Raw genomic sequence first — 22,325 nt, 5'->3', positions numbered from 1 at the left:
TTCGATATTAATTGATTTCCACGAAAATTGGGAAAATAACGCTCGGACATTCTTACAAGTGTAATGTGCATGATGACCAGATGATATAACTACATTGAGACTTTTACACAAGATTATGGACTTGACAGCGGTTTGTCTTTAGTTGCTCCAACTCAAGCCAAATGGACTTGCGGTTTGTCTTAAGTTGGTCGAACTCAAGCCAAATGGAGATGCGGTTTGTCCTGAGTTGGTCGAACTCAAGCCAAATGAACTAGCCATTTGGCACAAGTCACCACCCAAACCCTCTACAAACAAAAAAGCATCCGGAATCTAACTTTCCGGATGCTTTTTTTATGTCTTAAGCTGCTTTGACAACTGATTTAATTACAGGGTAGCCCATATCTTCGATGGCTTTTTCAATATCTGAGATCTGTAGTGCTTGGTCATCGAATTTCACTTTAACTTTACTTGAATTGAATAGGACTTTCAGACTATCTTCGTCAACACCGTTAAGTGCTTTAACAGCTGCTTCAATTTTTTGTAGACATGATGGACATGAAAGAGTTTCTAGAGTAATAATTCCTTGTGACATAATACATTCTCCTTTTTCTTTTTTATTCTATATATAGTTTAAGCTATTTTGAATGAGGTGTCATTGACGACGGTCAAGATTTAACTTAAATAAAGTGAGTCGGCTTCTTTTAACATGGTGTAAACAGCCGCATACGTTCCGCAAACATCATCAGGGATTGTGTAGTTATCAGAAATTTCTCTAAGGGTTGTGAATTCTGTATTTAGATCCGGTTGTTCCTCTTCAGCGGCTTGAGTTTTGTCTTGAATACGAACATAGATATCGCGAACATCAAAGGCTTCAGGGTGATTCTTTCCGTGTGCACGTGTGATGGCTGTAGTGTATAAGTCTAATTTCTCTGCGTTTGTGTTGATATAATCATTAAATTTTGTCATTTTTTATCCTCTTTCTTTTTCTCATTTTGCTGTTTGAGTAGCATTTTATTTTAATTCCATTTTATTTGATGAATCTTTAAGACGGTATCTTAATAAGCGCATTCCATTGAAAATAACAACTAAAATACTTGCTTCATGGACTAACATTCCAATCGACATATTCATCCAGTTACTAAAGAATAGACTCGCAACTAAGATGGCAACGACACCAATTGCAATGATAATATTTTGTGTCATATTCCGAGCAGTAGCACGTGTTAAACCTAAAGCGTGTGGCAGGAGGCTGAAGTCTGAGTTCATTAGAACAACATCTGAAGTTTCGATCGCCACGTCGGTTCCGCTACCCATTGCAATTCCAATATCTGCTAAGGCAAGTGACGGGCTATCGTTTACACCATCTCCGACGAAAGCGACGATTTGACCTTGTTCTTGTAATTTCTTGATATGAGCTGATTTATCTTCAGGTAACATATGACCGTGCGCTTGAGTTAAACCAAGTTGTTTTGCCACTAAATCAACAGTACCTTGGTTGTCACCCGATAGCATGACTAAGTTTTTCACGCCGAAGTCTTTGAGTTTTTGTAGATCTTGTTTTACGCCTGGACGGATTTGGTCACGGATTCCCATGACGTATTTCACAAGACCATCAACAGCTGTAATAACTATTGAGTTCCCATTTCTTTCAAGACGCTCAATATCCGCTTGCATCTTGCCAGTTAAAGAAATTTGTTCTTTCTCCATTAATGCAGGGTTTCCGACAGCGACACGTTTTTGGTTAATGTGAGCGACAATCCCGCCACCTTTAACAACATCAGTCTGGCCAATAGGTAAGAATGATACTGAGCCAATATCATTTAAAATGGCTTTAGCTAACGGGTGATCTGATTCATTTTCCACACTTGCTAAGTAACGTAGAGTTAAATCGTCGTCATCCCCGTAACTCAATCGTTCAGCGACTTCAGGATTTCCTACTGTGAGTGTTCCAGTTTTGTCAAAAACAATAGTATCAACGCGGCTGAAGTCGTGAATGACTTCGCTCCCTTTTAATAAGATACCGTTACGCGCGCCGTTCCCAATTCCAGCAACGTTTGACACGGGTACTCCAATGACTAAGGCACCTGGACAACCAAGAACTAGAATTGTGATGGCTAACTCAATATTTCGTGTGAAAATCCAAACGATAACTGCCAGGAGTAATACAATCGGTGTGTAGTATTTTGAGAAGCGGTCGATAAAGCGTTCAGCTTCTGACTTAGAGTCTTGTGCTTCTTCAACCATTTCAATAATTTTACCGAAAGTTGTATCTTCTCCAACTTTATCTGCACGGATTTGAAGTGTCCCATTTTCTAACATCGTTCCGGCAAAGACTTTCGAATTGAGTTGCTTTGTCACGGGAACAGCTTCACCAGTAATACTTGCTTCATTAATGTGGCCCTCACCACTGAGAACTGTTCCATCCACAGGCACTTTGGCTCCAGTCTTTACGAGCAAAGTGTCGCCTTCATCAACTTCATCCACATCAACCATTTCAAACTCGCCGCTGTCTGTTAAAAGTAAGGCGCTCTCTGGCGCCATATTGGTTAACTCTTTAATTGCTGAACGCGTTTGATTTAAAGTTCTTTGTTCTAAATACGATCCGAATAGGAATAGGAAAGTAACAATGGCTGATTCTTCATAGTTTTGAATTAAGAAGGCGCCAATAACCGCTATCGTAACAAGCACATCAATACTGACGACTTTTACCTTCAGGGCTTGATAGGCCTGAAAAGCAATCGGTAGAACACCAAGAATTGAAGCAATAATGAAAGTAACATTGAATAATATGGCATTATTCAAGACAAAGTGACTAAAGAAACCAATCGCAATTAAAATTCCACTGAGTAAAGTAATGAGCTTTTTTTGACTCAAAATAAATCTTTGCATAGTTTTTTACCTCCAAGTAATATTTGTTTGCCTTACAAATACTAGTATAGAGTGGCTTGCAAAATAAAGAATTGACCGACATCAAGATTTCAAAAAGAATTAGGTGGTATACTATCTATAAAGAAAAGAGTATATATAGGAGGAAGCAAATTATGAGTCAACACCACCATCACCACCATGAACCCGGAAACCATGCAGCTTGCATTCGCCTCGTGCCGATTTTTAATCATTTAGAAGACGATGCGATGGATAAGATAGCAGAGCGAGCGACGACAAAAGTGTTTAAACGAAGTGATTATTTATTCCGAGCGCAAGAAAAAGACGATACCTTATATATAGTGAATCGAGGGAAAGTCCGAATCTTTCTATTATCTGAATCAGGAAAAGAACAACTAATTCGCATTCTACACCCCGGAGATTTCATGGGAGAGTGGACGATTTTTAACCCTGGCGGCGTCCACGAAGCCTATGCGCAAGCAACTCAAGACACTGTAGTCTGTACGATTGGTCAAGCAGATATCCAAGCGTTCTTAACTGACTATCCAACCATAACAATGAAACTACTCGCAGAAATGTCGCAACGGCTTGAAAGTTCAGAAAGACAAACGGTTAAAGTGGCTGAAGACCAGGTCGGAAACCGATTGATAATGTTTCTAGCTGAAAATGTGGTAGGCCCAGCTTCAGAACAAATCATTGAGTTAGAAATGACGCGAAAAGATATCGCTTCATACTTAGGAACAACACCAGAAACAATCAGTCGAAAATTCAAGGAACTTGAACAAGCAGGGTTAATCGAACAATTAACGCCCAAGAAAATTAAAATAGTCGATGTAGATGATTTATTACTATATAGTGACCAATAAATTAATGGTCCAAACACCCTAAAAGACGACATTCTTAGGGTGTTTTGGTGTATAATAGATATAAGGCATAAAATTTTATTATAAGGAATGGATGTGTTAAAAATGATGTCTTACATTTTAAAACAACGTGAAGGTCAATTTCTGTTAATCGGTACTATTTTACTAGTGTTAGGTTTTATTTCATTTACGAATCCAGTTTTAAGTCGCCTGTTCTTTTATGCAGCAATCTTTTTCTTAGGTTTCTTTGCGACCAAGGATGCGGTCATTGAAACTTTAAAAGATAAATCACCGAATGTCGATTTATTAATGGTACTCGCTGCTATTGGTGCTTTGTTGATTGGTTATGAATCTGAAGGAGCGATGCTCCTATTCATCTTCGCGGGTGCAGAATTCTTAGAAGATTTCGCAATGAATAAATCGACTAGAGCGATTGAGGAACTCATGGGGCAGGTGCCTGATACAGCCCAATTATTAAAGGAAAACGGCGATGTCGTTGAGGTGCCAACGTCTCAGTTAAGCGTTGGAGAAGTTGTTGTGGTAGCGAAAGGGTTTCAACTACCCATCGATGGCTACCTTGACCGAACAACAACTGTCAATGAAGCGGCTTTAACAGGGGAATCCTTACCAGTCGAGAAAGACAAAGGTGAAGAAGTCTTTGCGGGGACAATTAATGAAGGGAATTCTATCTACCTCACAGTCAGTAAAACAAGCAAAGAAACCGTCTTTTCAAATATTGTACGAATGGTTGAAGAAGCTCAAAGTCGTCCGTCACAAATATCGCGGATGATTGACCGACTCGAATCAAAATATGTCATTGGTGTCTTGCTTGCAGTACCGGTATTTATCATATTATTAATGCTGATTGGATCAATGTCATTTCAGGATGCCTTTTATCGCGGGATGGTGCTACTCACAGTTGCCAGTCCGTGTGCATTAGTAGCCTCAGCCACACCAGCAACTTTATCGGCGATTAGTAATGGGGCTAAGAATGGGATTCTATTCAAAGGTGGGGCAGCGATGGAAGCCTTGAACACCATGGATATTTTACTTTCTGATAAAACGGGGACGTTAACGTTTGGAGAATTCAAAGTGGTGGACTATCAAGTGCCCGAACGGATTCTGAAAGAAGTCGTCTTTATGGAACAGACGTCTAGCCATCCGATAGCGGAAGCCATTAGTACATCATACAGCGATTTATCCCTCGATAGCGTGGACCAAAATGAAATGGTTGAAGAGATTGTTGCCGTCGGTATGCAAAAAGGCGATATTGTCGTAGGGAAACCGTCTTACTTTGACACATTTAATGATCCCAATGGTTACCGTAAGCAAATTGAACAAGGCTATACAACGATCTTCGTTGGTCAAGGGCAAGAGATTGTCGGCTACTTAGTACTAGCAGACCAAGTGCGCAGTGAAGCAAAATACGCTGTTAGACAATTTCAAAAAGAAGGAGTCGACGTACAACTTATTACCGGTGATAATCCCAAAGTGGCGAAACTGGTTTCAGACGAAGTCGGTATTAAATCATTCCAAGCATCCTGCTTACCCGAAGATAAGATCAAACGCGTGCAGATGGAACATCAAGCGGGCCACGTCGTTGGGGTGATTGGCGATGGTATTAATGATGCGCCAGCGCTTGCCGGAGCGGATATTGGTATTGCGATGGGTTCTGGTTCTTCTGTTGCTATGGAATCGGCTGACGTTGTCATTGTTAAGAATAACTTAGCCAAACTTTTCTATAGTTATGAACTTAGCGGGAAATTGAATCGCATCATTAAACAAAACATCCTCTTCTCAATTTCTGTGATTGTGATACTTGTCATATTAAATATCATTGGAATTCTTGACTTGCCGATGGGAGTCGTCTTTCACGAAGGCTCAACAATATTAGTCATTCTTAATGGTTTGCGACTATTGGTGGAAAAAGATACCCAAGAGAATACGCATCAGGAATCAGTGGAAGTGACATCTCTTAAGAATTAAAGCGAGTTCTAATGCAAGAATTGGATTTTATGTTATCCTTTGTACTAAGAGGTGATCTTGATGGATAATAAAAATTTACTGCTAAAAACAACCTTACTTGCAGGACGAATTATGATGGAATCAGGTTCAGAAGCCTATCGTGTAGAAGATACGATGCAAAGAATTGCAAAAAATAGTAAGAAATTCGACACGGAAAGCTATGTGACTGCGACCGGAATTTTTATGAGTATTAATGATGAATCGACGTCTCAAATGACTCAAGCTCGCAATCGTTCAATAAATTTAGAGAAAATTGATGCAACAAACCGTTACTCACGTATGTATGCTAAAGGTGAAATTTCTTTAATTTATTTGTATAAAGCACTGCAATCAGTGGATTTACAAACACCCGAATTTAACAAATATTACCGAATGCTTGCAGCAGGTTTAGCAAGTTTATCTTTAATGCTTTTATTAGGCGGTGCATACAGTGATGTTTTAACGGCTTTTATTATCGGGTCACTGGGTTACTTCACATCTAACCGTATTTATGTTCGAACAGAGATGAAATTCATCAATGATTTAATAGCATCTTTCTTAATTTCGATTACCTCAGTGCTATGTTACCGAATGGGGTTTGTCGCTAATTTGGACAGTTTAATTATCGGTTGTATTATGCCACTCGTTCCCGGTCTAGCTATCACTTCAGGAATGAGAGACTTATTCGAAGGGCATTTACTGACTGGTATGGTTCGTGTAGTTGAAGCAATTTTGATTTCTACGGTCATCGGTATTGGTATTGCGATGACTTTACAATGGTTTTCTTAAGGAGTTAGCGAATGACTGAATTTATTGAACAAATTATCTTTAGTTTTATAGCCAGTGTATCTTTTGGAATTATATTAAATGGTCCTCGAAGAGGGGTTTTCTTTGGGGGGATTGCTGGAACCTTAGGCTGGGTGAGCTTCTGGGCGATTAACCGTGCTATTGATGATTTAGCGATTTCGAATTTTGTTGGATCCGTTGTGATTGGTTTGATCTGTATCGTCTTGTCTAGAAAATTACGACTACCAGTCATCACTTTAAACACACCAGCTATTGTGCCACTTGTCCCCGGAGGAGCTGCTTATATGGCCGTTCGCTCGGTCGTGGAAGAGAATTACATGGCCGGTATGAACTATGTGATGGACGTGTTATGGACTGCAGGTGCTATTGTACTTGGATTCATGGTCGTTAAATTAATTGAAAATGAAATCACAGCCAGACGCCTTAGAAAACAAGAAAAATTGAAGAGTATATAATCAGAAACCTCACTAGAGTGAAATACTTTAGTGGGGTTTTTATTTTGACTTTGACTTATCTTAGGGTTATTTTATTATGCAATTAAATCCGGTTGAAAGAGGTAATGACAAGTCTTAGATAAAAAGTTCCACTTCTTAGTGGAAAATGACAGTTTATGAAAACCTTTACAGAGCCGTTTGTAAGGCATACACTTTACTTAACGCAAAAATAATACAATTTTATAATAATACTTTTATAAAGATTGTTAGAATGGTAGGTGAAGAATTTAAAAAAATATAAATAAAGAAATTAGAGAGAGTCGAATATATATGAATCATATACAACTAAATAATGTAGAGTTACAAATTGTGCAATTTTTATTTGAACATGAGAAACAGTTTGTCCCAAGTAAAGAAATTGCTCAAAAAGCGGACGTATCTGACAAGACTATTAGAAAATATATTAAGTCATTGAATAATTTGTTAAAAGACTTTGGCGCAAGTATAAAAATGAAACTCAGAAAATGACCTTTGAAGATTCAGTTTTTCTCAGTGTTACTACCGATCGTGAACGCTTTGAGTTGAATGCTTTCTTTCAGAAAATCAATGAGTTAAACAAGGAAAGGTTATTAATGGTTTCGACATCAATCCTAATATGTCTGAGATATATGTGGATAACAAACTGACTTATATCGCTTGTATTCAGGAACTTTCAGTAGTAGAAAAGCAGAATATTATCTTTCTACTATTACCCGCTAGAGAGCCTACTAAAGCCACAATGAATGATTTAGAAGGAATCTTAAAAGAAGCCGACATCGTGATGGATTTTTACCCCGAACTTGGAAGTGGATATTATTAAAATAGTCCATAAGGGGCTTGAATATGGTATGATGCAAGTAATCGCAGAAGGTTAAGAGCTTTTAAATACACAAAGAACAGTTTGATCTTGACTTAATTTAAGTCACACATAATTGGAGCTAGGGTTCGGTGATCGAATCTGCATTAATGGATAATATTCATGAAGAGTTAGCGAAAGATACGCAACTCACACAATTTAATCAGAAAGTGCATGCCTCAGGCGAAGCAAAATGGATGGTTGGCGAAGCATTACAAGAAGAAATCCCAACACCGGTTATTTCTTTATCACTTATGAAAAGCAATGCGTCATTAACAGATCAACCATTCTCAAACCAAGTCCTATCAGCCATGCGCTATAACTTTGGGGGGCATAAGGAATATTGAGCGAATATACAGCAAGTGTCGACATCGGTACAACGAATATCAAAATTAATTTATTTAATTCAGATTACCATGTTGTCGATATGGTGAAATACCCACATTTAAATATTAATAATGACGACACAATCTTTGAGATGGATTTTGAAGAAATCTGGGAAAATGTGTTGGATGGCATCAAGCATTTGATTATCGTAAATGAAGTAGAGCAATTAGAAATCATCCTCACAACAGCCATGCATAGTGTTCAGTTAATCAATGAGGACGGTACGTTATCAGGAGGCGTCTTGACTTGGGCAGATACTCGCGGAGCTGAAATTATTAAAAAGCAAAGCGACGAAGCATTAACGATTCAGTACAACCGAACTGGAACACCCATCCATAGTATGAATCCGTACTTTAAATTATTAAGTGTATATGAAAAGGGTAAACGGGTCGGTTCTTTAAAAGATTTACTATTCTACCGATTAACGGGTGAATGGGTGATTGATATTAGTAATGCTTCAAGTAGCGGATTATTGAACTTAGAATCGCTAACTTGGGATGCGATAACCTTAGCCGACATTGGTTTAGAAACAAGTGAGTTATCAAGAATTGAAGCGGTGGATTACAATGCAAAAGCGATGGATACGCTGTTTAATGCAGAAGTTTCAGTGACAATCGGGACTTCAGATGGAATCTCATCGAACTATGTCTTTAGTGATCTCGATGATGTCGCTGTCCTTTCAATTGGGACGAGTCACGCCGTTCGTGTCATTAATAAGCAACCGCAATTAAACTATCAATACCAAAACTTCGCTTATAATATTAAGGAAGGTCAATATTTAATTGGATTACCAAGTAATAACGGGGCCGATGTATTGTCTTGGACGAATAAAGTTTTCAATAGTAGTTTCGAAGAATTGAATCTAGTTGCAGCAAAACGTCCACATACGGAAAGTATATTTGTGCCATATCTAAACGGAGAGCGGGCGCCCATATGGAATGAAGCAGCAACGGGGAACTTATTTGATATCACTCGGGTGAGTTCAAGGGAATCGGTCCTCTACTCAATTATCCTTGGAATGATATTCAATATAAAACACAACGTTAGCGTCTTAGAAGAACTTACTGACTTTAAAGCAATCGGCTTAGTGGGCGGTGTGACAGAACTTGACGCATTCCCACAGTTGATTTCGGATATCTTAGGTTATAAATTATACATTCCAGTTATGAAAAATGCAGAAACGCTGGGCAGTATCGCAGTCGTTAAAGATATTGAACTACCGAGGGAGTACCGTATTGTCGAACCTCGATTTGGTCAAAGTTATGATGCGTTGTTTAAGAAGTACTTGGAGAAAGTGTAGAATTAAAAGAGAGTCGGGCTTTACTCACGCCAAACCGTGTATCCATTTGTCGCAAGTTGCCCCAACTCAACAAAAAACCATCTAGTCTAAACATCAGAGACTAGATGGTTTTTTATTATGATACTTTTGCGATAAGTTGCTTTAATTTAGCAGGCGAGACTTGGCCTCGCACGACTTCAATCACTTCGCCATCAGCATCTAACAAAGCCGTGAGAGGTAACATGTTCGCAGCGAATTCGATTTGATTGCTTGCGTTATTGTCGAAGTAAATCGGCATTGACAAGTTCATCTCATCAGCGAACTCTAAAGCTGCTTGTTTCGTTTCTGTTGGGCGGCTTTCTAAAGCATTTAACATTACAAAATTAATATCTGAACCATGTTCTTGATACGACGTTTCAAAGTAAGGCATCTCGTCACGACAAGGAGGGCACCATGAAGCCCAGATGTTTACAATAGTTGGTTTGCCAAGATTTTGTGAAAGTCGAATAATATCCCCATCACTATCAGCGTAAGTTGTTGATGGACCTTTCCAGACTAGCTGGCTTTCGCTCTCTGATTCAACAGACTCCTCAGAAACTTCAGAAACTGACGTAGAGTTGGTAGGTGCTTCCTCACTTTCGCTACTTGATTCAACTGATTCGACAGATTCGACAACTAAGTGTTCTTCGGTCAAATCCTCTGAGACAGCAGGACTGTCGAGGTTGCTTAGATAGATAATAAAAGCAACGGCAAACAGGGCAACAAACCCGATTAAATATAGATAGATTTTTTTCATAATTACTCCTAACTAAGATAAATTAAAGCCATTTCTAACCAACCGAACATCGTCGAAATCCCCATAACAATTAAAAATAAAGCGGACACAGTTTGAATGATTCGGTAATGTTGTTTGATCCACGTGAGTACGTGGTTCATTTCGTTAAGTAATAAAGCACTCAAGATAAAAGGAATGCCTAAGCCAAAAGAAAAACTCAATAATAAGGTCACTGACTCAAGGTAAGAGCTAGAGGTTGCGGCATACGAGAGGGCACTAGCTAGAAAAGTCCCGACACAAGGTGTCCAAGTAAGTGAGAAAATCATACCAAACACAAAAGAGTTCGATTGTTTTAAGGAACTGCCAGGCATAATATTCAATCGATTCATAACTGGGTTCCCAAACAGATAATCAATTCCAAGGAGTATCATAAACGACCCCGCAATAAAATGAATCAGTGTGCGATTAATTAGTACAAACCGCCCGATTGTTGTGACGAATATGCCCATTAGTATAAAGACAATCGTGAAACCTAGGACAAAAAAGATAGCTTGAAGTAGAAGAGACGTTTTTTGCTTGTCAGAATCTTTGTCTGTCTGGCCGGTTAAGTAGGCGATGTAGATTGGAAGCATCGGCAGTAAACACGGTGAGATAAAGGTAAGAACACCTTCAACCCCTAGTAATAAATGTTGCACTCAATCGAACTCCTTTCTAAAGTAACAATTACATTCTTATAAATATTAGCACAGCTCTACGGGAAAATTAAGGAGAATACGTGTTTAATTGGTTAAGAAAGTGAGAAAAACATCTAAATCATAGTGAAAGTCGAATGAAATGCAAAGCCTAACCGTCTGTGCTACCCTAAACTTATAAAAGAAAGGGAGCTAAAATGATGAAACAGTATGATACGAAAGAATATCTAGCAAAAGTTGATGCATGGTGGCGAGCAGCAGATTATTTATCAGTCGGGCAAATGTATTTAAAAGCTAATCCCCTTTTAAGAGAAAAGTTAAAACCAGAACATTTGAAAGTGAATCCGATTGGTCATTGGGGAACAATATCTGGGCAAAATTTTATTTATGCCCATTTAAATCGCGTGATCAATAAGTATGATTTAAATATGTTTTATATTGAAGGCCCAGGACACGGTGGGCAAGTGATGGTTTCCAATTCGTATTTAGATGGAAGTTATTCTGAAATTTATCCAGAAATTACTCAAGATGAGTCGGGAATGCAGAAATTATTCAAACAATTTTCATTTCCAGGAGGTATCGGATCGCATGCGGCACCGGAGACCCCAGGATCAATTCATGAAGGCGGAGAGTTAGGATACTCACTATCACATGGCACTGGCGCGATATTAGATAATCCAGAAGTTATCGCAGCAACGGTAATTGGTGATGGGGAAGCAGAGACAGGGCCACTAGCAGCAAGTTGGTTTGCTAATACCTTTATTAATCCAGTTAATGATGGAGCTGTGTTACCCATTCTCCATTTAAATGGCGCGAAAATTGCGAATCCGACCTTATTAGCGCGTAAATCTGATGATGATCTTGAAAAGTATTTTCAAGGAATGGGTTGGGATCCTGTCTTTATTGAGGGAGATGACCCTAAAACATTGCATCCGCTGATGGCTGAAAAATTAGATGGAATTATTGAAAAAATTAAACTCATTCAGAATAATGCGAGAAAGCAACCTGCGGAAAAAGCCCATATGCCAAATTGGCCGTTACTAGTTGTCCGGACTCCAAAAGGCTGGGGCGGACCAGAAGTTTGGGAAGGAAAGCAAATTGAAGGAAGTTATCGTTCCCATCAAGTACCGATTCCTGTGAATCAAAAAGAGTTTGAACATGCTGATGCCTTAGTGGAGTGGCTTGAGTCTTATAAACCAGAGGAATTGTTTGATGAGTCTGGTAAATTAAAGGATGAGATTGCTGAAATCAGACCAACAGGAGATGCCCGAATGGCGAAAAATCCAATTACTAATGGGGGTATCAATGTTCAAACCTTAATCTTGCCTGACTGGAAAGATTATACTTTATCCAATAAACACCCCGGTTCAAAGCAAGCTCAAGATATGTCAGAGTTTGGGAAGTTTGCGCGTGATATTGTGCAAGCAAATCCGAATAATTTCCGTATATTTGGGCCTGATGAAACAAATTCAAATCGATTGAATAGCGTCTTTGAAGTGACGCAACGGCAATGGCTTGAAGGTGTGGATGATGTGACAGATGAAGATATCGGTGCAGTCGGGCGAGTAATCGACAGCCAACTTTCCGAGCATCAAATGCAAGGAATGTTAGAGGGATACACATTAACTGGTCGTTACGGATTCTTTGCCAGTTATGAAGCTTTCTTGCGGGTGGCTGACTCGATGATTACACAACACTTTAAATGGATTCGTAAAGCGAGTCTCTATGATTGGCGTCGACCGTATCAGTCGCTCAATTTAATCTCATCGTCAACAGTTTTTCAACAAGATCATAATGGATATACACACCAGGATCCTGGAATTATTACACTAGTGGCAGAGAAAAAACCAGAGTTTACGCGAGTATATCTACCAGCAGATACGAACATATTACTAGCAACAATGGATAAAGTGTTTCGTTCGCAACACTTAATTAATTTAGTAGTGAGTTCAAAACATCCACGTCCTCAGTTTTATTCAACAGATGAAGCTGAAGAAATAGTTAATAAAGGGTTGAAAGTTATTGATTGGGCGTCGACAGTGAAACCAAACGAAGAACCCGATGTAGTCATTGTAGCTGCCGGAAGTGAACCAAATTTAGAAGCATTAGCATCAGTACAACTATTGATGGAGCAATTTAAAGATTTGAAGATTCGCTTTGTTAATGTTGTTGATTTACTTAAATTACGTTCTCCTAATATTGATCCGCGCGGGTTTAGTGATGAAGAATTTGATGAAATATTTACTAAAGATAAACCCATATTCTTTGCTTATCATGGTTTTGAAGGTTTAATCCGAGACATTTTCTTTTCGCGTTCGAATCACCAAGTATATATTCATGGATACCGTGAAGAAGGTGACATTACAACACCATTCGACATGCGTGTCTTGAATGAATTAGATCGTTATCATTTAGCTAAACATATCGCAACGGTTGTAGTAGGGGAAGATGCGACTGAGTTTTCACAAAAGATGACTGAGAAAATCAACTATCACCATGACTATATACGTGAGCATGGTACCGATATGCCAGAGGTTCTTGAATGGAAATGGACCGGACTAGAGTAATAAATAATAAATTACCGCTTCAGATTGCATTAGTGCAATTCGAAGCGGTATTTATTGTTTGTTGTGATTCAGCAGGTTTTTGAAAGGTGCCATTTTAGGCAACGGCTACTTATTTTCATTCTATCGATTAGATAAGTCCAGCAGATAAGATAAAGATAGCCAACTCATGTGAAATAGTTGCGGGCGCTAAGCCGTATCTTTCTGAAATATAAGCACAAACTAAACCTTCATACAAAGTGAAAATAATAACCCAGAATCCTAGATTAGTGACCGTGATTGCTAGAAAAGTATGACCCAACGCAAAAATTAAGCCTGATAAAGCAATGGATTTATTTATACCAACTTCTTGTTTAAGATAGTTTTGTAAAAATCCACGAAATAATACTTCTTCAAGTAAGTTGCCAAAAAGCGCTAGGATTAATAAAGGAAGCAGTAAATGAAGGGCAACCTCACCTCCACGATCTGTAATAGGGATTGACAGATAAGGCAACATGAATGGGATAGCGATAAGTAAAGCTGCTAAAGCACCAATAAATAGAGACCGGGACTTAGAGTTTGTTTTAAACCAAATGAAATTGGAAGTTAAGTGTCGATTTGAAAAATAAATTAGAAGAGTCACTAATAGAGAAAGCAACCCTATCGTAATCAGAATAAAAGCATCATCAATAAACCTCAGCCACAGGACATTCCCATTAACTCCAAACTTCCATATGTTAAGGGGAGTCATCGCATCACGCATTAATATAAAACCAAAGATCAAGATGAATATTTTTAAGAGAGTCATTTCTTTAGGAACTAAGAGATAAATTGCAACAACCACAATTAAACCAGGGAGCAGTTTAAGGAAATAATCAAGAAGTAGCAGCATGTTAGACCTCCTATGACATTATTATATTCAGTATATAGTATCGCGGGGGTGAATACACTTGGGAAGGAGTGGGGGGGATGAAATGATTGAGAAATAAAATTAGTATCATGTTCGTTAGTTTCAACAATTATAATTTTTCTGAAATTACTTTCTGATACAGAAGAAAATTAGAGAATTTGATTTAAATATACTGAAAATAGTTTCTGTTTTTATTAATTTGTTGAAATTAGTTTCTTCGCTAAGTATACTTACTTTGTAAGCGATACCGATAGAAAAAAAGAGGTGAAAAATTGAGTGAAATATTTAAAAGTTCTGTTCCCATTATTGAATCAGTTTACGACTCTTTAACGCCATCAGAAAAAGACATTGCAGATTTCTTTATTAAAAATACAGATGAGACATTAGATTTTTCATCAAAAAATATTGCTAGTTTAATCCATGTTTCAGAAGCATCTTTAACTCGTTTTTCAAAAAAGTGTGGGTTTTCAGGTTATCGTGAATTTATTTACGATTATCAATCAAAGAAGATTCCAGAGAATATCCAATATCAAAGTAAACAAATGAAAAGAGTATTACACGATTATAATAAAATACTTAATAAGACTTATAGTTTAATCGAAGTGGAGCAAATAGAACGCTTTGCTACACGATTAGCCCATGCTAAACGTGTTTATATTTATGGTAAAGGGAGTTCAGGTCTAGCAGCTACAGAAATGAAAAATCGGTTTATGCGGTTGGGATTACCGATTGAAGCTATCTCAGATGATGATGTCATGTTAGTAAATCATGTGTTAGTTGATAAAGATACCGTTGTAATCGGATTCTCTATCTCAGGGGATAAGCAAGTAGTACTAAAAGCAATGACGCAAGCGACAGCTAATAAAGCTTATACAGTTATGTTTACAACACAACAAAATAATGTGAATGAAAAAATAGTGAATGAAGTGATACCAGTAGCAAGTGTGAAAAATTTGAGCTTTGGTAACCGAATATCACCACAATTACCATTATTAATTATAACTGATATTATTTACGATTATTTTATGGAAGTGGATAATCCGAAGAAAGATACTTTTTTTAAGCAGTCATTAGAATCGCTAAATATAAACAAGGAAGAAGAGGAGTCTAAGTATGAATAAAACAGAATTTATTAAGCAAGTAAATAATGGAATTATTGTATCATGTCAAGCATTGCCAGGTGAACCATTGTATACCGAAGAAGGAGGAGTAATGCCATTACTTGCGAAAGCTGCAGAAGAAGCAGGAGCTGTTGGTATTCGTGCAAATTCTGTTAGGGATATCAAGGAAATTCAAGCTACAGTGGATTTACCAATTATTGGAATCATTAAACGTGATTATCCACCTAAAGAACCGTTTATTACTGCAACGATGAAAGAAGTAGATGAGTTAGCAGAAACAGGTGTCGAAGTAATTGCTTTAGATTTAACACAGCGTGAGCGATTTGATGGGTTAGAACTTAATGAGTTTATCAAACAAATTAAAGAGAAATATCCGGAACAATTGTTTATGGCAGATATTAGTACATTTGAAGAAGGTGTTAATGCCTTTGAACAAGGAATTGACTTTATAGGTACAACTCTAGCAGGATATACAAGCTATAGTGAAAATATCGACGGTCCAAATATTGAATTAATTGATGCCTTAGTTAAAGCAGGCATTGATGTATTGGCGGAAGGAAAAATTCATACGCCTGAACAAGCGAAAGAAATTCAAAACTTAGGTGTCGCAGGAATTGTAGTCGGTGGCGCAATTACACGTCCAAAAGAAATTGCAGCGCGATTTATTAACGCATTAAACTAAAAATAAAGGAGTGAGAATATGTTTAAGAAATTTTCGAAATTAGGTCAAGCATTTATGCTACCCATCGCAATATTACCTGTCGCAGGTTTATTACTGGGGTTAGGGAGTGCCTTATCAAATGATGCGGCGGTAGCACAATTTGCCTTTTTAGGATCTGATTGGTTACAAGCTATCTTTACAATTATGACGGCAGCAGGTAATGCTGTATTTGCTAACCTTTCACTAATATTTACAATCGGGATTGCTGTTGGTTTAAGTGATGGAGATAAAGGTACCGCAGGTTTATCTGGGGGTGTTGCATATCTAGTATACACTGCTACGATTGCTGCTTTACTACAATTATTTTCTGCAGAAGGTGCAACTATTGACACAGGTGTGTTAGGTTCAATTGTTATCGGTTTAACAGTGACATTTTTACATAATCGTTACCGTAAGATTGAGTTGCCACAATTTTTAGGCTTCTTCGGAGGATCACGATTTATACCGATTGTTTCTTCTCTAGCCGCAATCATCTTAGGTTTAGTTTTTTACTTAATCTGGCCACCAATTCAGGGAGGTTTAGAATCATTAGGTGAAATGATTGCTAATATGGGAAGTATTGGATCATTTTTCTATGGATTCTTCTTACGATTAACTGGTGCCGTAGGACTGCACCATACTATCTACCCATTATTCTGGTATACATCGTTAGGTGGTGTTGAAACAGTTGCCGGGGAAACAATTTCTGGAGCACAAAATATTTACTTTGCTCAATTAGCAGATCCAAACTTTACAGGTATGTTTACATACGGAACTCGTTTCTTTGCGGGTCGCTTTGCTACAATGATGTTTGGCTTACCAGCGGCAGCATTGGGAATGTATCATGCAATCCCTAAAGAAAATCGTGCAGAGAACAGTGGTTTCTACTTCAGTAGTGCTTTAACTTCATTTTTAACTGGTATTACTGAACCTATCGAGTTCTCATTCTTATTTGCAGCACCTTGGTTATATGTTATCCATGCATTTTTAGATGGAGTTTCGTTCTTTGTTGCTGATATTCTACAAATTAGAATTGGTAATACTTTCTCGGGTGGTTTAATTGACTTCATGTTATTTGGTCCTTTCCAAGGGAATGAAAAAACTAACTGGCTTCTAGTAATTCCAGTTGGAATCGTATGGGCATTCGTTTACTACTTTGTATTTAAAACACTAGTTAGAAAATTTAAAGTAGCCGTGCCTGGTATGGAAGTAAATGTTGGTGAAATGCCGAAAGCTTCTGATAAAGGTCGTAAAAAATCAAGTTTAAATGAACAAGCTTTAACAATTATTGAAGCATTAGGAACAGAAGAAAATATTGAATACGTCACAGCTTGTGCTACTCGTTTACGTGTATCAGTTAAGGATAATCAGATCGTTGATAAAGATACACTCAAAAATCTTGGTGCGACCGCAGTGCTAGAAGTACAAAATGGTGTGCAAGCTATTTATGGCGGGAAATCGGATTTATATAGTCAAGAAATCAATCAAATATTAGGAAATGATGAATAATCCATTTCTGTGAGTGAGCTACTCATGTAAAGTTTTATTATCCCCCAAGACCACTAACTAACAATTAGTGGTCTATTTTTTTACTCTCATCAACCCCCAAAAACCCTTCTCCATCTGTTATAATTAGCACATATCGAAATAAAGTTTAACTATTATTAGCGACAAGGAGAACTAAATATGAATATAACAGTAGTAGGCTTAGGTTACGTTGGGCTATCGAATGCGATTTTGTTAGCACAGAACAACAACGTCCGTGCCCTGGAGATTGTTCAAGAGAAAGTTGACTTAATTAACCAAGGTAAGTCACCCATCTCTGATGAAGAAATCCAAAAATACTTATCTAGTAAAGATTTAACGCTTGAAGCAACCTCAGATAAAGAATATGGCTATGGTCATGAGCCTGAATTTGTCGTTGTCGCAGCACCGACAGATTATGATGATGTGAAGGATCATTTCAATACGGTTGCTTTAGAAAGTGTCATTAAAGACGCACTAGAGTATGCACCAAACGCAACAATTATTATTAAATCAACCATCCCAGTAGGATATACACGTCGTATAAATAAACAATTCAAGACGGATAATATTATTTTCTCACCAGAATTTTTACGTGAAGGGAAAGCTCTTCTAGATAATTTATACCCATCAAGAATTATCGTTGGGGAAAAATCTGAACGTGGGCAAACTTTTGCGAATTTGATGTTAGAAGGTGCTATTGCTGACGATGTTAAAGTCTTATTGATGGACGCAACTGAAGCGGAAGCAGTGAAATTATTCTCGAATACTTATTTAGCGTTACGTGTGTCATATTTTAATGAGTTGGACACTTATGCGGAAACTAAAGGATTGAATACTAAAGCAATTATTGATGGGGTAAGTTTAGATCCTCGAATTGGTGATTACTACAACAATCCCTCTTTTGGTTACGGTGGTTATTGTTTACCAAAAGACACAAAGCAATTATTAGCAAACTACAAAGATGTACCAAATAATTTAATACGTGCAATTGTTGATTCGAATGCAACTCGTAAAGGCTTTGTAGCGAATCAAGTTCTAGCAAAAGAGCCTAAAGTTGTTGGGATTTATCGTTTAGCTATGAAGACAGATTCGGATAATTTCCGTCAGGCTGCAATCTTCGATATTATGAAAGAAATGCGCGCTGAAGGGGCTGAAGTGATTATTTACGAACCGAGCTTAAATGCTGTCTCTTTTGAAGGGTATCGAGTTTTAAGTGATATTAATGAATTTAATCTAACTTCTGATGTGATTTTAGCGAATCGCATTTCTGAAGAAATTGAAGAAGTACGTGAGAAAGTTTATACAAGAGATATTTATAACGAAAATTAATTTAGATTTAGCCATTCATTTCAATAAGAAGTGAATGGCTTTTATTTAGGTAAAGCTGATACCATGAGTTTCACCTATTATATAGTAGTAAGCAGATGTTTAACGGTCAAGAATTCATCATGTTATAATTCAATTATCTTAGCAAAGGGAGGACAATATAATGACAAACAATAACATTGAAGATCCGAGAACAAAATATTACACAGACGGTTTCTCAGAGAAAAATGAAGATGTCGCGAAGTCACCAGCGCTACAAAAAGATATGAAACCAGTCCCTGATTGTGGGGAAGAGTCATACAAAGGTAAAGGTCGTTTAGAAGGACGGCATGCGTTAATTACTGGTGCAGACTCTGGAATTGGTCGGGCAGCGGCAATTGCTTTTGCACGTGAAGGTGCAGACGTTGCATTTCAGTATTTTCCAGGAGAAGAACCAGACGCAGAAGAGGTTCGCGAATTAATTGAAGCAGAAGGACGAAAAGCGCTGTTAATTCCAGGCGACTTACGTGAAGAAGGCGTAGCAACAGAATTAATCAACAAAACTGTCGAAGAATTCGGTGAGATTGATATCTTAGTACTGAACTCTGGTCAGCAAATCGCCCAAGCCAAATTAAGCGACTTATCAATGAAGCAAGTAAATGATACATTCAAAGTGAATATTATTAGTATGTTTGAAGCGGTTAAGGCGGCTGAGAAACACTTGAAAGCTGGGAGCTCGATTATTACTACAACTTCCGTACAAGCAACAAACCCATCCGCATCGCTATTAGATTATGCTGCAACAAAAGGTGCGATTTCTAACTTTACGGTAGGTATGTCTAAATACTTCGGTAAAAAAGGGGTGCGCGTGAATTCAGTAGCGCCAGGACCAATTTGGACGCCGCTTCAGTTAGATGACGGAAAACTTGAAGGAGACTTAGAAACATTTGGTCAAACTGAAACACTTGAACGTGCAGGACAGCCCGTTGAATTAGCACCGGTTTATGTCTTTTTAGCTTCAGAAGAAGCGAGTTATGTCACAGGTCAAATCTATGGTGTGACAGGTGGTCAAGACATTAGTCTATAAACGAATCTATATATAAGTTAAATGTAATATATTGCCCTGGATAACTAAAGTTACTTTGTTATATTTATATAACGAAGTAGCTTTTTTTGTTTGTAACACAATGAAAACTTATCATTGCAAGAAGTATATCATTTTACATTATGATGTCAGATGATATACTTGTAATATAAATTAGAAATTTTTTAGGAGGAAATTATATGGATTTTTCATCATTCTTTGCGTCACTTGGGGCTATGTTACCAGGAATTATCGGAGCACTACTATTATTAATTTTAGCTCTAATTCTTGCTTGGGGACTTAAACGTCTAACAATTAAAGGGCTAGACAAAGTAGGATTTAGTCGCCGTACACAATCATGGGGCATGGCTAAGACAGAAGAGGAAGGTCAGCAATATACTGAAACGGTTGGATCAATCGTTTACTTTGCGACACTGTTATTCTTCTTACCAGGAATTTTAAACGGTTTAAATGTGGGTGGCGTTATGGACCCAATCGTAAACATGTTTAATAAATTCTTTAGCTACATTCCGAACATCTTAACAGCGATTGTTATTATAGTCGTTGGTGCTTACTTCTGTAAGTTCGTTAAAAAGCTTGTTCGTAACTTATTATTAGGTTTAAACATTGATAAATGGTATGCAAAACTAACGGGTAGTACAACAGGTGCTGACGTCAATGAAGGTCAGATTGCTGAAGTACTTGCGACAGTTGTTTATGTATTAATCTTTATCCCAATTTTAACTGTAGCACTTGAAACATTAGGTATTCAATCAATTTCAGAACCGATTGTAGCAGTATTAAATCAAATCTTAAGTGCGATTCCTAATATCATTACAGCTGCTGTATTACTAATTATTGGTGGTGTTGTAGCGAAATTATTAGGTGACTTAATCGAAAACCTACTAGCAACAACAGGTGTTGATAAATACTCACGTTACTTAAACTTCCGTTCAGAAGTTTCTGACGTTAAAATTTCAAACATTACAGCGGCAGTTGTCAAAGGTGTGTTAATGTTATTCTTCTTAGTTGAAGCAATTTCTGTATTAAACTTAGAAGTTCTTAATACCATTGGTGCAGCAATCATTGCTTACATCCCATTAGTATTAAGCGCGATTATCATCTTAGCAGTTGCATTAATCGGTGGTAACATCTTAGCTAACTTCATTTCAAAAGCAACGGGTAACAAGTTATTTGGTGAAATCATCCGTTACGCAATTATCGTTTTAGGAGCATTCATGATCTTAGAACAATTACACATCGCTCAAACAATTGTCAATGCAGGATTCATTATTATCCTTGGTGCAGCTGGTCTTGCAGCAGCCTTAGCCTTTGGTTTAGGTGGACGCGACTTCGCGGCTCGCCAATTAAACAAAGCGGATAAAGCCATTGAAGAAGAAATTGACAAAGCTGAAGACAATAACAACCATACAATCTAATATTTTAAAAAGAAGTCGGCTAATCTTTAGTCGGCTTCTATTTTTGCGCAAAATAGGGTAGCAGGGTGTTTAACTGGAGGAATATAAACAAATTGTTCCGGCTGAGTCGGTTAACTGGAACAATAATAAACAATTGTTCCAGCTGAGTCGCTTAACTGGAGGAATATAAACAAATTGTTCCGGTTAAGTCGGTTAACTGTAACAATAATAAAAAATTGTTCCAGTTATCCCATTTAACTGGAACAATCCAAAAGAATTCCTCCAGCTAAACTAACTAAAGTTAACTTTTGGCATCCCTATCCCAAAAGGGTATAATAAACTAAAATAACATTGGAGGGATTAGAATACCTTTTGTACGAATTCAATCTAAAGAAGGACGCACACCACAACAGAAAGAGGATTTAGCAAAAGCAATCATTGAAACGATGATTGAACAAGGCTATGCGAACAAAGACGCGATTCGCGTAATTTTTGAAGACATGGCTAAAGACGACTATTATAGTGGAGACGACTATTAAAGATAAAAAATGCCCCATAAGAACCTCAGTTCTTATGGGGTATTTTATGCATGTGCGCCCGGCATGGGCGATAACTTGGTGGTGAAAGTCCACTACAGACTTGGCAGTAGGAACTGTTAGCTAAAGGCAAGGGTGTCCACCGTGAGGTGGAATCTGAAGGAAGCCGGAGGCAAACAC

Annotated in this window: 22 protein-coding genes; 16 read left to right on the top strand and 6 right to left on the bottom strand. The window is 37.8% G+C overall.

The genetic code is table 11. The features are described from left to right. Positions 1 to 337: 337 nt before the first annotated feature. From FEZ33_RS09445 to FEZ33_RS09435, 3 genes are all read right to left on the bottom strand, one after another. Positions 338 to 571 carry a heavy-metal-associated domain-containing protein gene (locus FEZ33_RS09445; protein ID WP_138405136.1) on the bottom strand — a complete coding sequence of 78 codons (234 nt, stop codon included), beginning with the start codon at positions 569 to 571 and terminating at the stop codon, positions 338 to 340. An 80-nt stretch (positions 572 to 651) separates the two neighbouring features. Beyond that, positions 652 to 945: an iron-sulfur cluster repair di-iron protein, ric gene (locus FEZ33_RS09440; protein WP_138405135.1), complete on the bottom strand. Its 294-nt coding sequence runs from the start codon at positions 943 to 945 to the stop codon at positions 652 to 654. Positions 946 to 990: 45 nt separating this feature from the next. Then, positions 991 to 2,868 (bottom strand): heavy metal translocating P-type ATPase, encoded by a 1,878-nt coding sequence (locus FEZ33_RS09435; protein WP_138405134.1) that lies wholly within the window; start codon positions 2,866 to 2,868, stop codon positions 991 to 993. Positions 2,869 to 3,020: 152 nt separating this feature from the next. Here FEZ33_RS09435 and FEZ33_RS09430 point away from each other — a divergent pair, with 152 nt between their 5' ends. From FEZ33_RS09430 to FEZ33_RS09390, 8 genes are all read left to right on the top strand, one after another. Beyond that, positions 3,021 to 3,731 (top strand): Crp/Fnr family transcriptional regulator, encoded by a 711-nt coding sequence (locus tag FEZ33_RS09430; RefSeq protein ID WP_235888812.1) that lies wholly within the window; start codon positions 3,021 to 3,023, stop codon positions 3,729 to 3,731. 102 nt (positions 3,732 to 3,833) lie between these two features. Then, the gene (locus tag FEZ33_RS09425) at positions 3,834 to 5,714 is read left to right on the top strand and encodes a heavy metal translocating P-type ATPase (protein ID WP_138405133.1); all 1,881 of its coding nucleotides are present in this window, start codon (positions 3,834 to 3,836) and stop codon (positions 5,712 to 5,714) included. A gap of 60 nt (positions 5,715 to 5,774) precedes the next feature. Then, complete coding sequence (locus FEZ33_RS09420; RefSeq protein ID WP_138405132.1) at positions 5,775 to 6,521, top strand: threonine/serine exporter family protein; 747 nt, start codon at positions 5,775 to 5,777, stop codon at positions 6,519 to 6,521. Positions 6,522 to 6,532: 11 nt separating this feature from the next. Next, positions 6,533 to 6,994 (top strand): threonine/serine exporter family protein, encoded by a 462-nt coding sequence (locus tag FEZ33_RS09415; protein ID WP_138405131.1) that lies wholly within the window; start codon positions 6,533 to 6,535, stop codon positions 6,992 to 6,994. Positions 6,995 to 7,303: 309 nt separating this feature from the next. Next, entirely contained in the window at positions 7,304 to 7,501 is a 198-nt protein-coding gene (locus tag FEZ33_RS09410) for a helix-turn-helix domain-containing protein (RefSeq protein ID WP_138405130.1), read from the top strand. Positions 7,502 to 7,628: 127 nt separating this feature from the next. Beyond that, positions 7,629 to 7,832, top strand: a complete 204-nt coding sequence (locus FEZ33_RS09405; protein ID WP_138405129.1) for a hypothetical protein — start codon at positions 7,629 to 7,631, stop codon at positions 7,830 to 7,832. A 128-nt stretch (positions 7,833 to 7,960) separates the two neighbouring features. Further along, entirely contained in the window at positions 7,961 to 8,215 is a 255-nt protein-coding gene (locus tag FEZ33_RS09395; RefSeq protein WP_138405128.1) for a hypothetical protein, read from the top strand. Continuing rightward, on the top strand, positions 8,212 to 9,555 hold the full coding sequence (locus FEZ33_RS09390) for an FGGY family carbohydrate kinase (RefSeq protein WP_138405127.1): 1,344 nt from the start codon (positions 8,212 to 8,214) through the stop codon (positions 9,553 to 9,555). The genes FEZ33_RS09395 and FEZ33_RS09390 overlap by 4 nt, the downstream gene beginning before the upstream one ends. Before the next feature lie 115 nt (positions 9,556 to 9,670). Here FEZ33_RS09390 and FEZ33_RS09385 read toward each other — a convergent pair whose 3' ends face one another. Further along, complete coding sequence (locus FEZ33_RS09385) at positions 9,671 to 10,330, bottom strand: TlpA family protein disulfide reductase (protein WP_138405126.1); 660 nt, start codon at positions 10,328 to 10,330, stop codon at positions 9,671 to 9,673. Between the two features lie 8 nt (positions 10,331 to 10,338). Then, complete coding sequence (locus FEZ33_RS09380) at positions 10,339 to 11,004, bottom strand: cytochrome c biogenesis CcdA family protein (RefSeq protein WP_138405125.1); 666 nt, start codon at positions 11,002 to 11,004, stop codon at positions 10,339 to 10,341. A 194-nt stretch (positions 11,005 to 11,198) separates the two neighbouring features. On the opposite strand from FEZ33_RS09380, the gene FEZ33_RS09375 reads away from it, so the two are divergent. Next, on the top strand, positions 11,199 to 13,568 hold the full coding sequence (locus FEZ33_RS09375) for a phosphoketolase family protein (RefSeq protein WP_138405124.1): 2,370 nt from the start codon (positions 11,199 to 11,201) through the stop codon (positions 13,566 to 13,568). A 127-nt stretch (positions 13,569 to 13,695) separates the two neighbouring features. On the opposite strand, the gene FEZ33_RS09370 is transcribed toward FEZ33_RS09375, so the two are convergent. Continuing rightward, positions 13,696 to 14,436, bottom strand: a complete 741-nt coding sequence (locus tag FEZ33_RS09370) for a CPBP family intramembrane glutamic endopeptidase (RefSeq protein ID WP_138405123.1) — start codon at positions 14,434 to 14,436, stop codon at positions 13,696 to 13,698. Between the two features lie 290 nt (positions 14,437 to 14,726). Between FEZ33_RS09370 and FEZ33_RS09365 the strand changes: the two genes are divergently transcribed. The 7 genes from FEZ33_RS09365 (at position 14,727) to FEZ33_RS09335 (ending at position 22,148) form a co-directional block, all read left to right on the top strand. Continuing rightward, on the top strand, positions 14,727 to 15,575 hold the full coding sequence (locus tag FEZ33_RS09365; protein WP_138405122.1) for a MurR/RpiR family transcriptional regulator: 849 nt from the start codon (positions 14,727 to 14,729) through the stop codon (positions 15,573 to 15,575). Then, entirely contained in the window at positions 15,568 to 16,257 is a 690-nt protein-coding gene (locus FEZ33_RS09360) for an N-acetylmannosamine-6-phosphate 2-epimerase (RefSeq protein ID WP_138405121.1), read from the top strand. Before FEZ33_RS09365 ends, FEZ33_RS09360 begins: the two co-directional genes overlap by 8 nt. 18 nt (positions 16,258 to 16,275) lie before the next feature. Next, positions 16,276 to 17,784: a PTS transporter subunit EIIC gene (locus tag FEZ33_RS09355; RefSeq protein ID WP_138405120.1), complete on the top strand. Its 1,509-nt coding sequence runs from the start codon at positions 16,276 to 16,278 to the stop codon at positions 17,782 to 17,784. Positions 17,785 to 17,961: 177 nt separating this feature from the next. Continuing rightward, positions 17,962 to 19,131 (top strand): nucleotide sugar dehydrogenase, encoded by a 1,170-nt coding sequence (locus FEZ33_RS09350; protein WP_138405119.1) that lies wholly within the window; start codon positions 17,962 to 17,964, stop codon positions 19,129 to 19,131. 160 nt (positions 19,132 to 19,291) lie between these two features. Beyond that, positions 19,292 to 20,194 carry an SDR family oxidoreductase gene (locus tag FEZ33_RS09345; protein WP_138405118.1) on the top strand — a complete coding sequence of 301 codons (903 nt, stop codon included), beginning with the start codon at positions 19,292 to 19,294 and terminating at the stop codon, positions 20,192 to 20,194. Positions 20,195 to 20,391: 197 nt separating this feature from the next. Beyond that, positions 20,392 to 21,630, top strand: coding sequence for a mechanosensitive ion channel (locus FEZ33_RS09340; protein WP_138405117.1), 1,239 nt, complete (start codon positions 20,392 to 20,394; stop codon positions 21,628 to 21,630). 329 nt (positions 21,631 to 21,959) lie between these two features. Further along, positions 21,960 to 22,148 (top strand): tautomerase family protein, encoded by a 189-nt coding sequence (locus tag FEZ33_RS09335; RefSeq protein WP_138405137.1) that lies wholly within the window; start codon positions 21,960 to 21,962, stop codon positions 22,146 to 22,148. The last annotated feature ends 177 nt before the right edge of the window (positions 22,149 to 22,325 follow it).

Source organism: Ruoffia tabacinasalis, assembly GCF_005864045.1.
In the GTDB taxonomy this organism is placed as follows: Bacteria; Bacillota; Bacilli; order Lactobacillales; family Aerococcaceae; genus Ruoffia; species Ruoffia tabacinasalis.
Note: the sequence above shows the minus strand (reverse complement) of the source record. Positions and strands in the feature narration are given on the sequence as shown.

Coding starts and splice junctions, on each gene's coding strand:
- FEZ33_RS09445 (WP_138405136.1), bottom strand. CDS start 571: ATGTCACAAGGAATTATTACTCTAGAAACTCTTTCATGTCCATCATGT.
- FEZ33_RS09440 (WP_138405135.1), bottom strand. CDS start 945: ATGACAAAATTTAATGATTATATCAACACAAACGCAGAGAAATTAGAC.
- FEZ33_RS09435 (WP_138405134.1), bottom strand. CDS start 2,868: ATGCAAAGATTTATTTTGAGTCAAAAAAAGCTCATTACTTTACTCAGT.
- FEZ33_RS09430 (WP_235888812.1), top strand. CDS start 3,021: ATGAGTCAACACCACCATCACCACCATGAACCCGGAAACCATGCAGCT.
- FEZ33_RS09425 (WP_138405133.1), top strand. CDS start 3,834: ATGATGTCTTACATTTTAAAACAACGTGAAGGTCAATTTCTGTTAATC.
- FEZ33_RS09420 (WP_138405132.1), top strand. CDS start 5,775: ATGGATAATAAAAATTTACTGCTAAAAACAACCTTACTTGCAGGACGA.
- FEZ33_RS09415 (WP_138405131.1), top strand. CDS start 6,533: ATGACTGAATTTATTGAACAAATTATCTTTAGTTTTATAGCCAGTGTA.
- FEZ33_RS09410 (WP_138405130.1), top strand. CDS start 7,304: ATGAATCATATACAACTAAATAATGTAGAGTTACAAATTGTGCAATTT.
- FEZ33_RS09405 (WP_138405129.1), top strand. CDS start 7,629: ATGTCTGAGATATATGTGGATAACAAACTGACTTATATCGCTTGTATT.
- FEZ33_RS09385 (WP_138405126.1), bottom strand. CDS start 10,330: ATGAAAAAAATCTATCTATATTTAATCGGGTTTGTTGCCCTGTTTGCC.
- FEZ33_RS09375 (WP_138405124.1), top strand. CDS start 11,199: ATGATGAAACAGTATGATACGAAAGAATATCTAGCAAAAGTTGATGCA.
- FEZ33_RS09370 (WP_138405123.1), bottom strand. CDS start 14,436: ATGCTGCTACTTCTTGATTATTTCCTTAAACTGCTCCCTGGTTTAATT.
- FEZ33_RS09360 (WP_138405121.1), top strand. CDS start 15,568: ATGAATAAAACAGAATTTATTAAGCAAGTAAATAATGGAATTATTGTA.
- FEZ33_RS09355 (WP_138405120.1), top strand. CDS start 16,276: ATGTTTAAGAAATTTTCGAAATTAGGTCAAGCATTTATGCTACCCATC.
- FEZ33_RS09350 (WP_138405119.1), top strand. CDS start 17,962: ATGAATATAACAGTAGTAGGCTTAGGTTACGTTGGGCTATCGAATGCG.
- FEZ33_RS09345 (WP_138405118.1), top strand. CDS start 19,292: ATGACAAACAATAACATTGAAGATCCGAGAACAAAATATTACACAGAC.
- FEZ33_RS09340 (WP_138405117.1), top strand. CDS start 20,392: ATGGATTTTTCATCATTCTTTGCGTCACTTGGGGCTATGTTACCAGGA.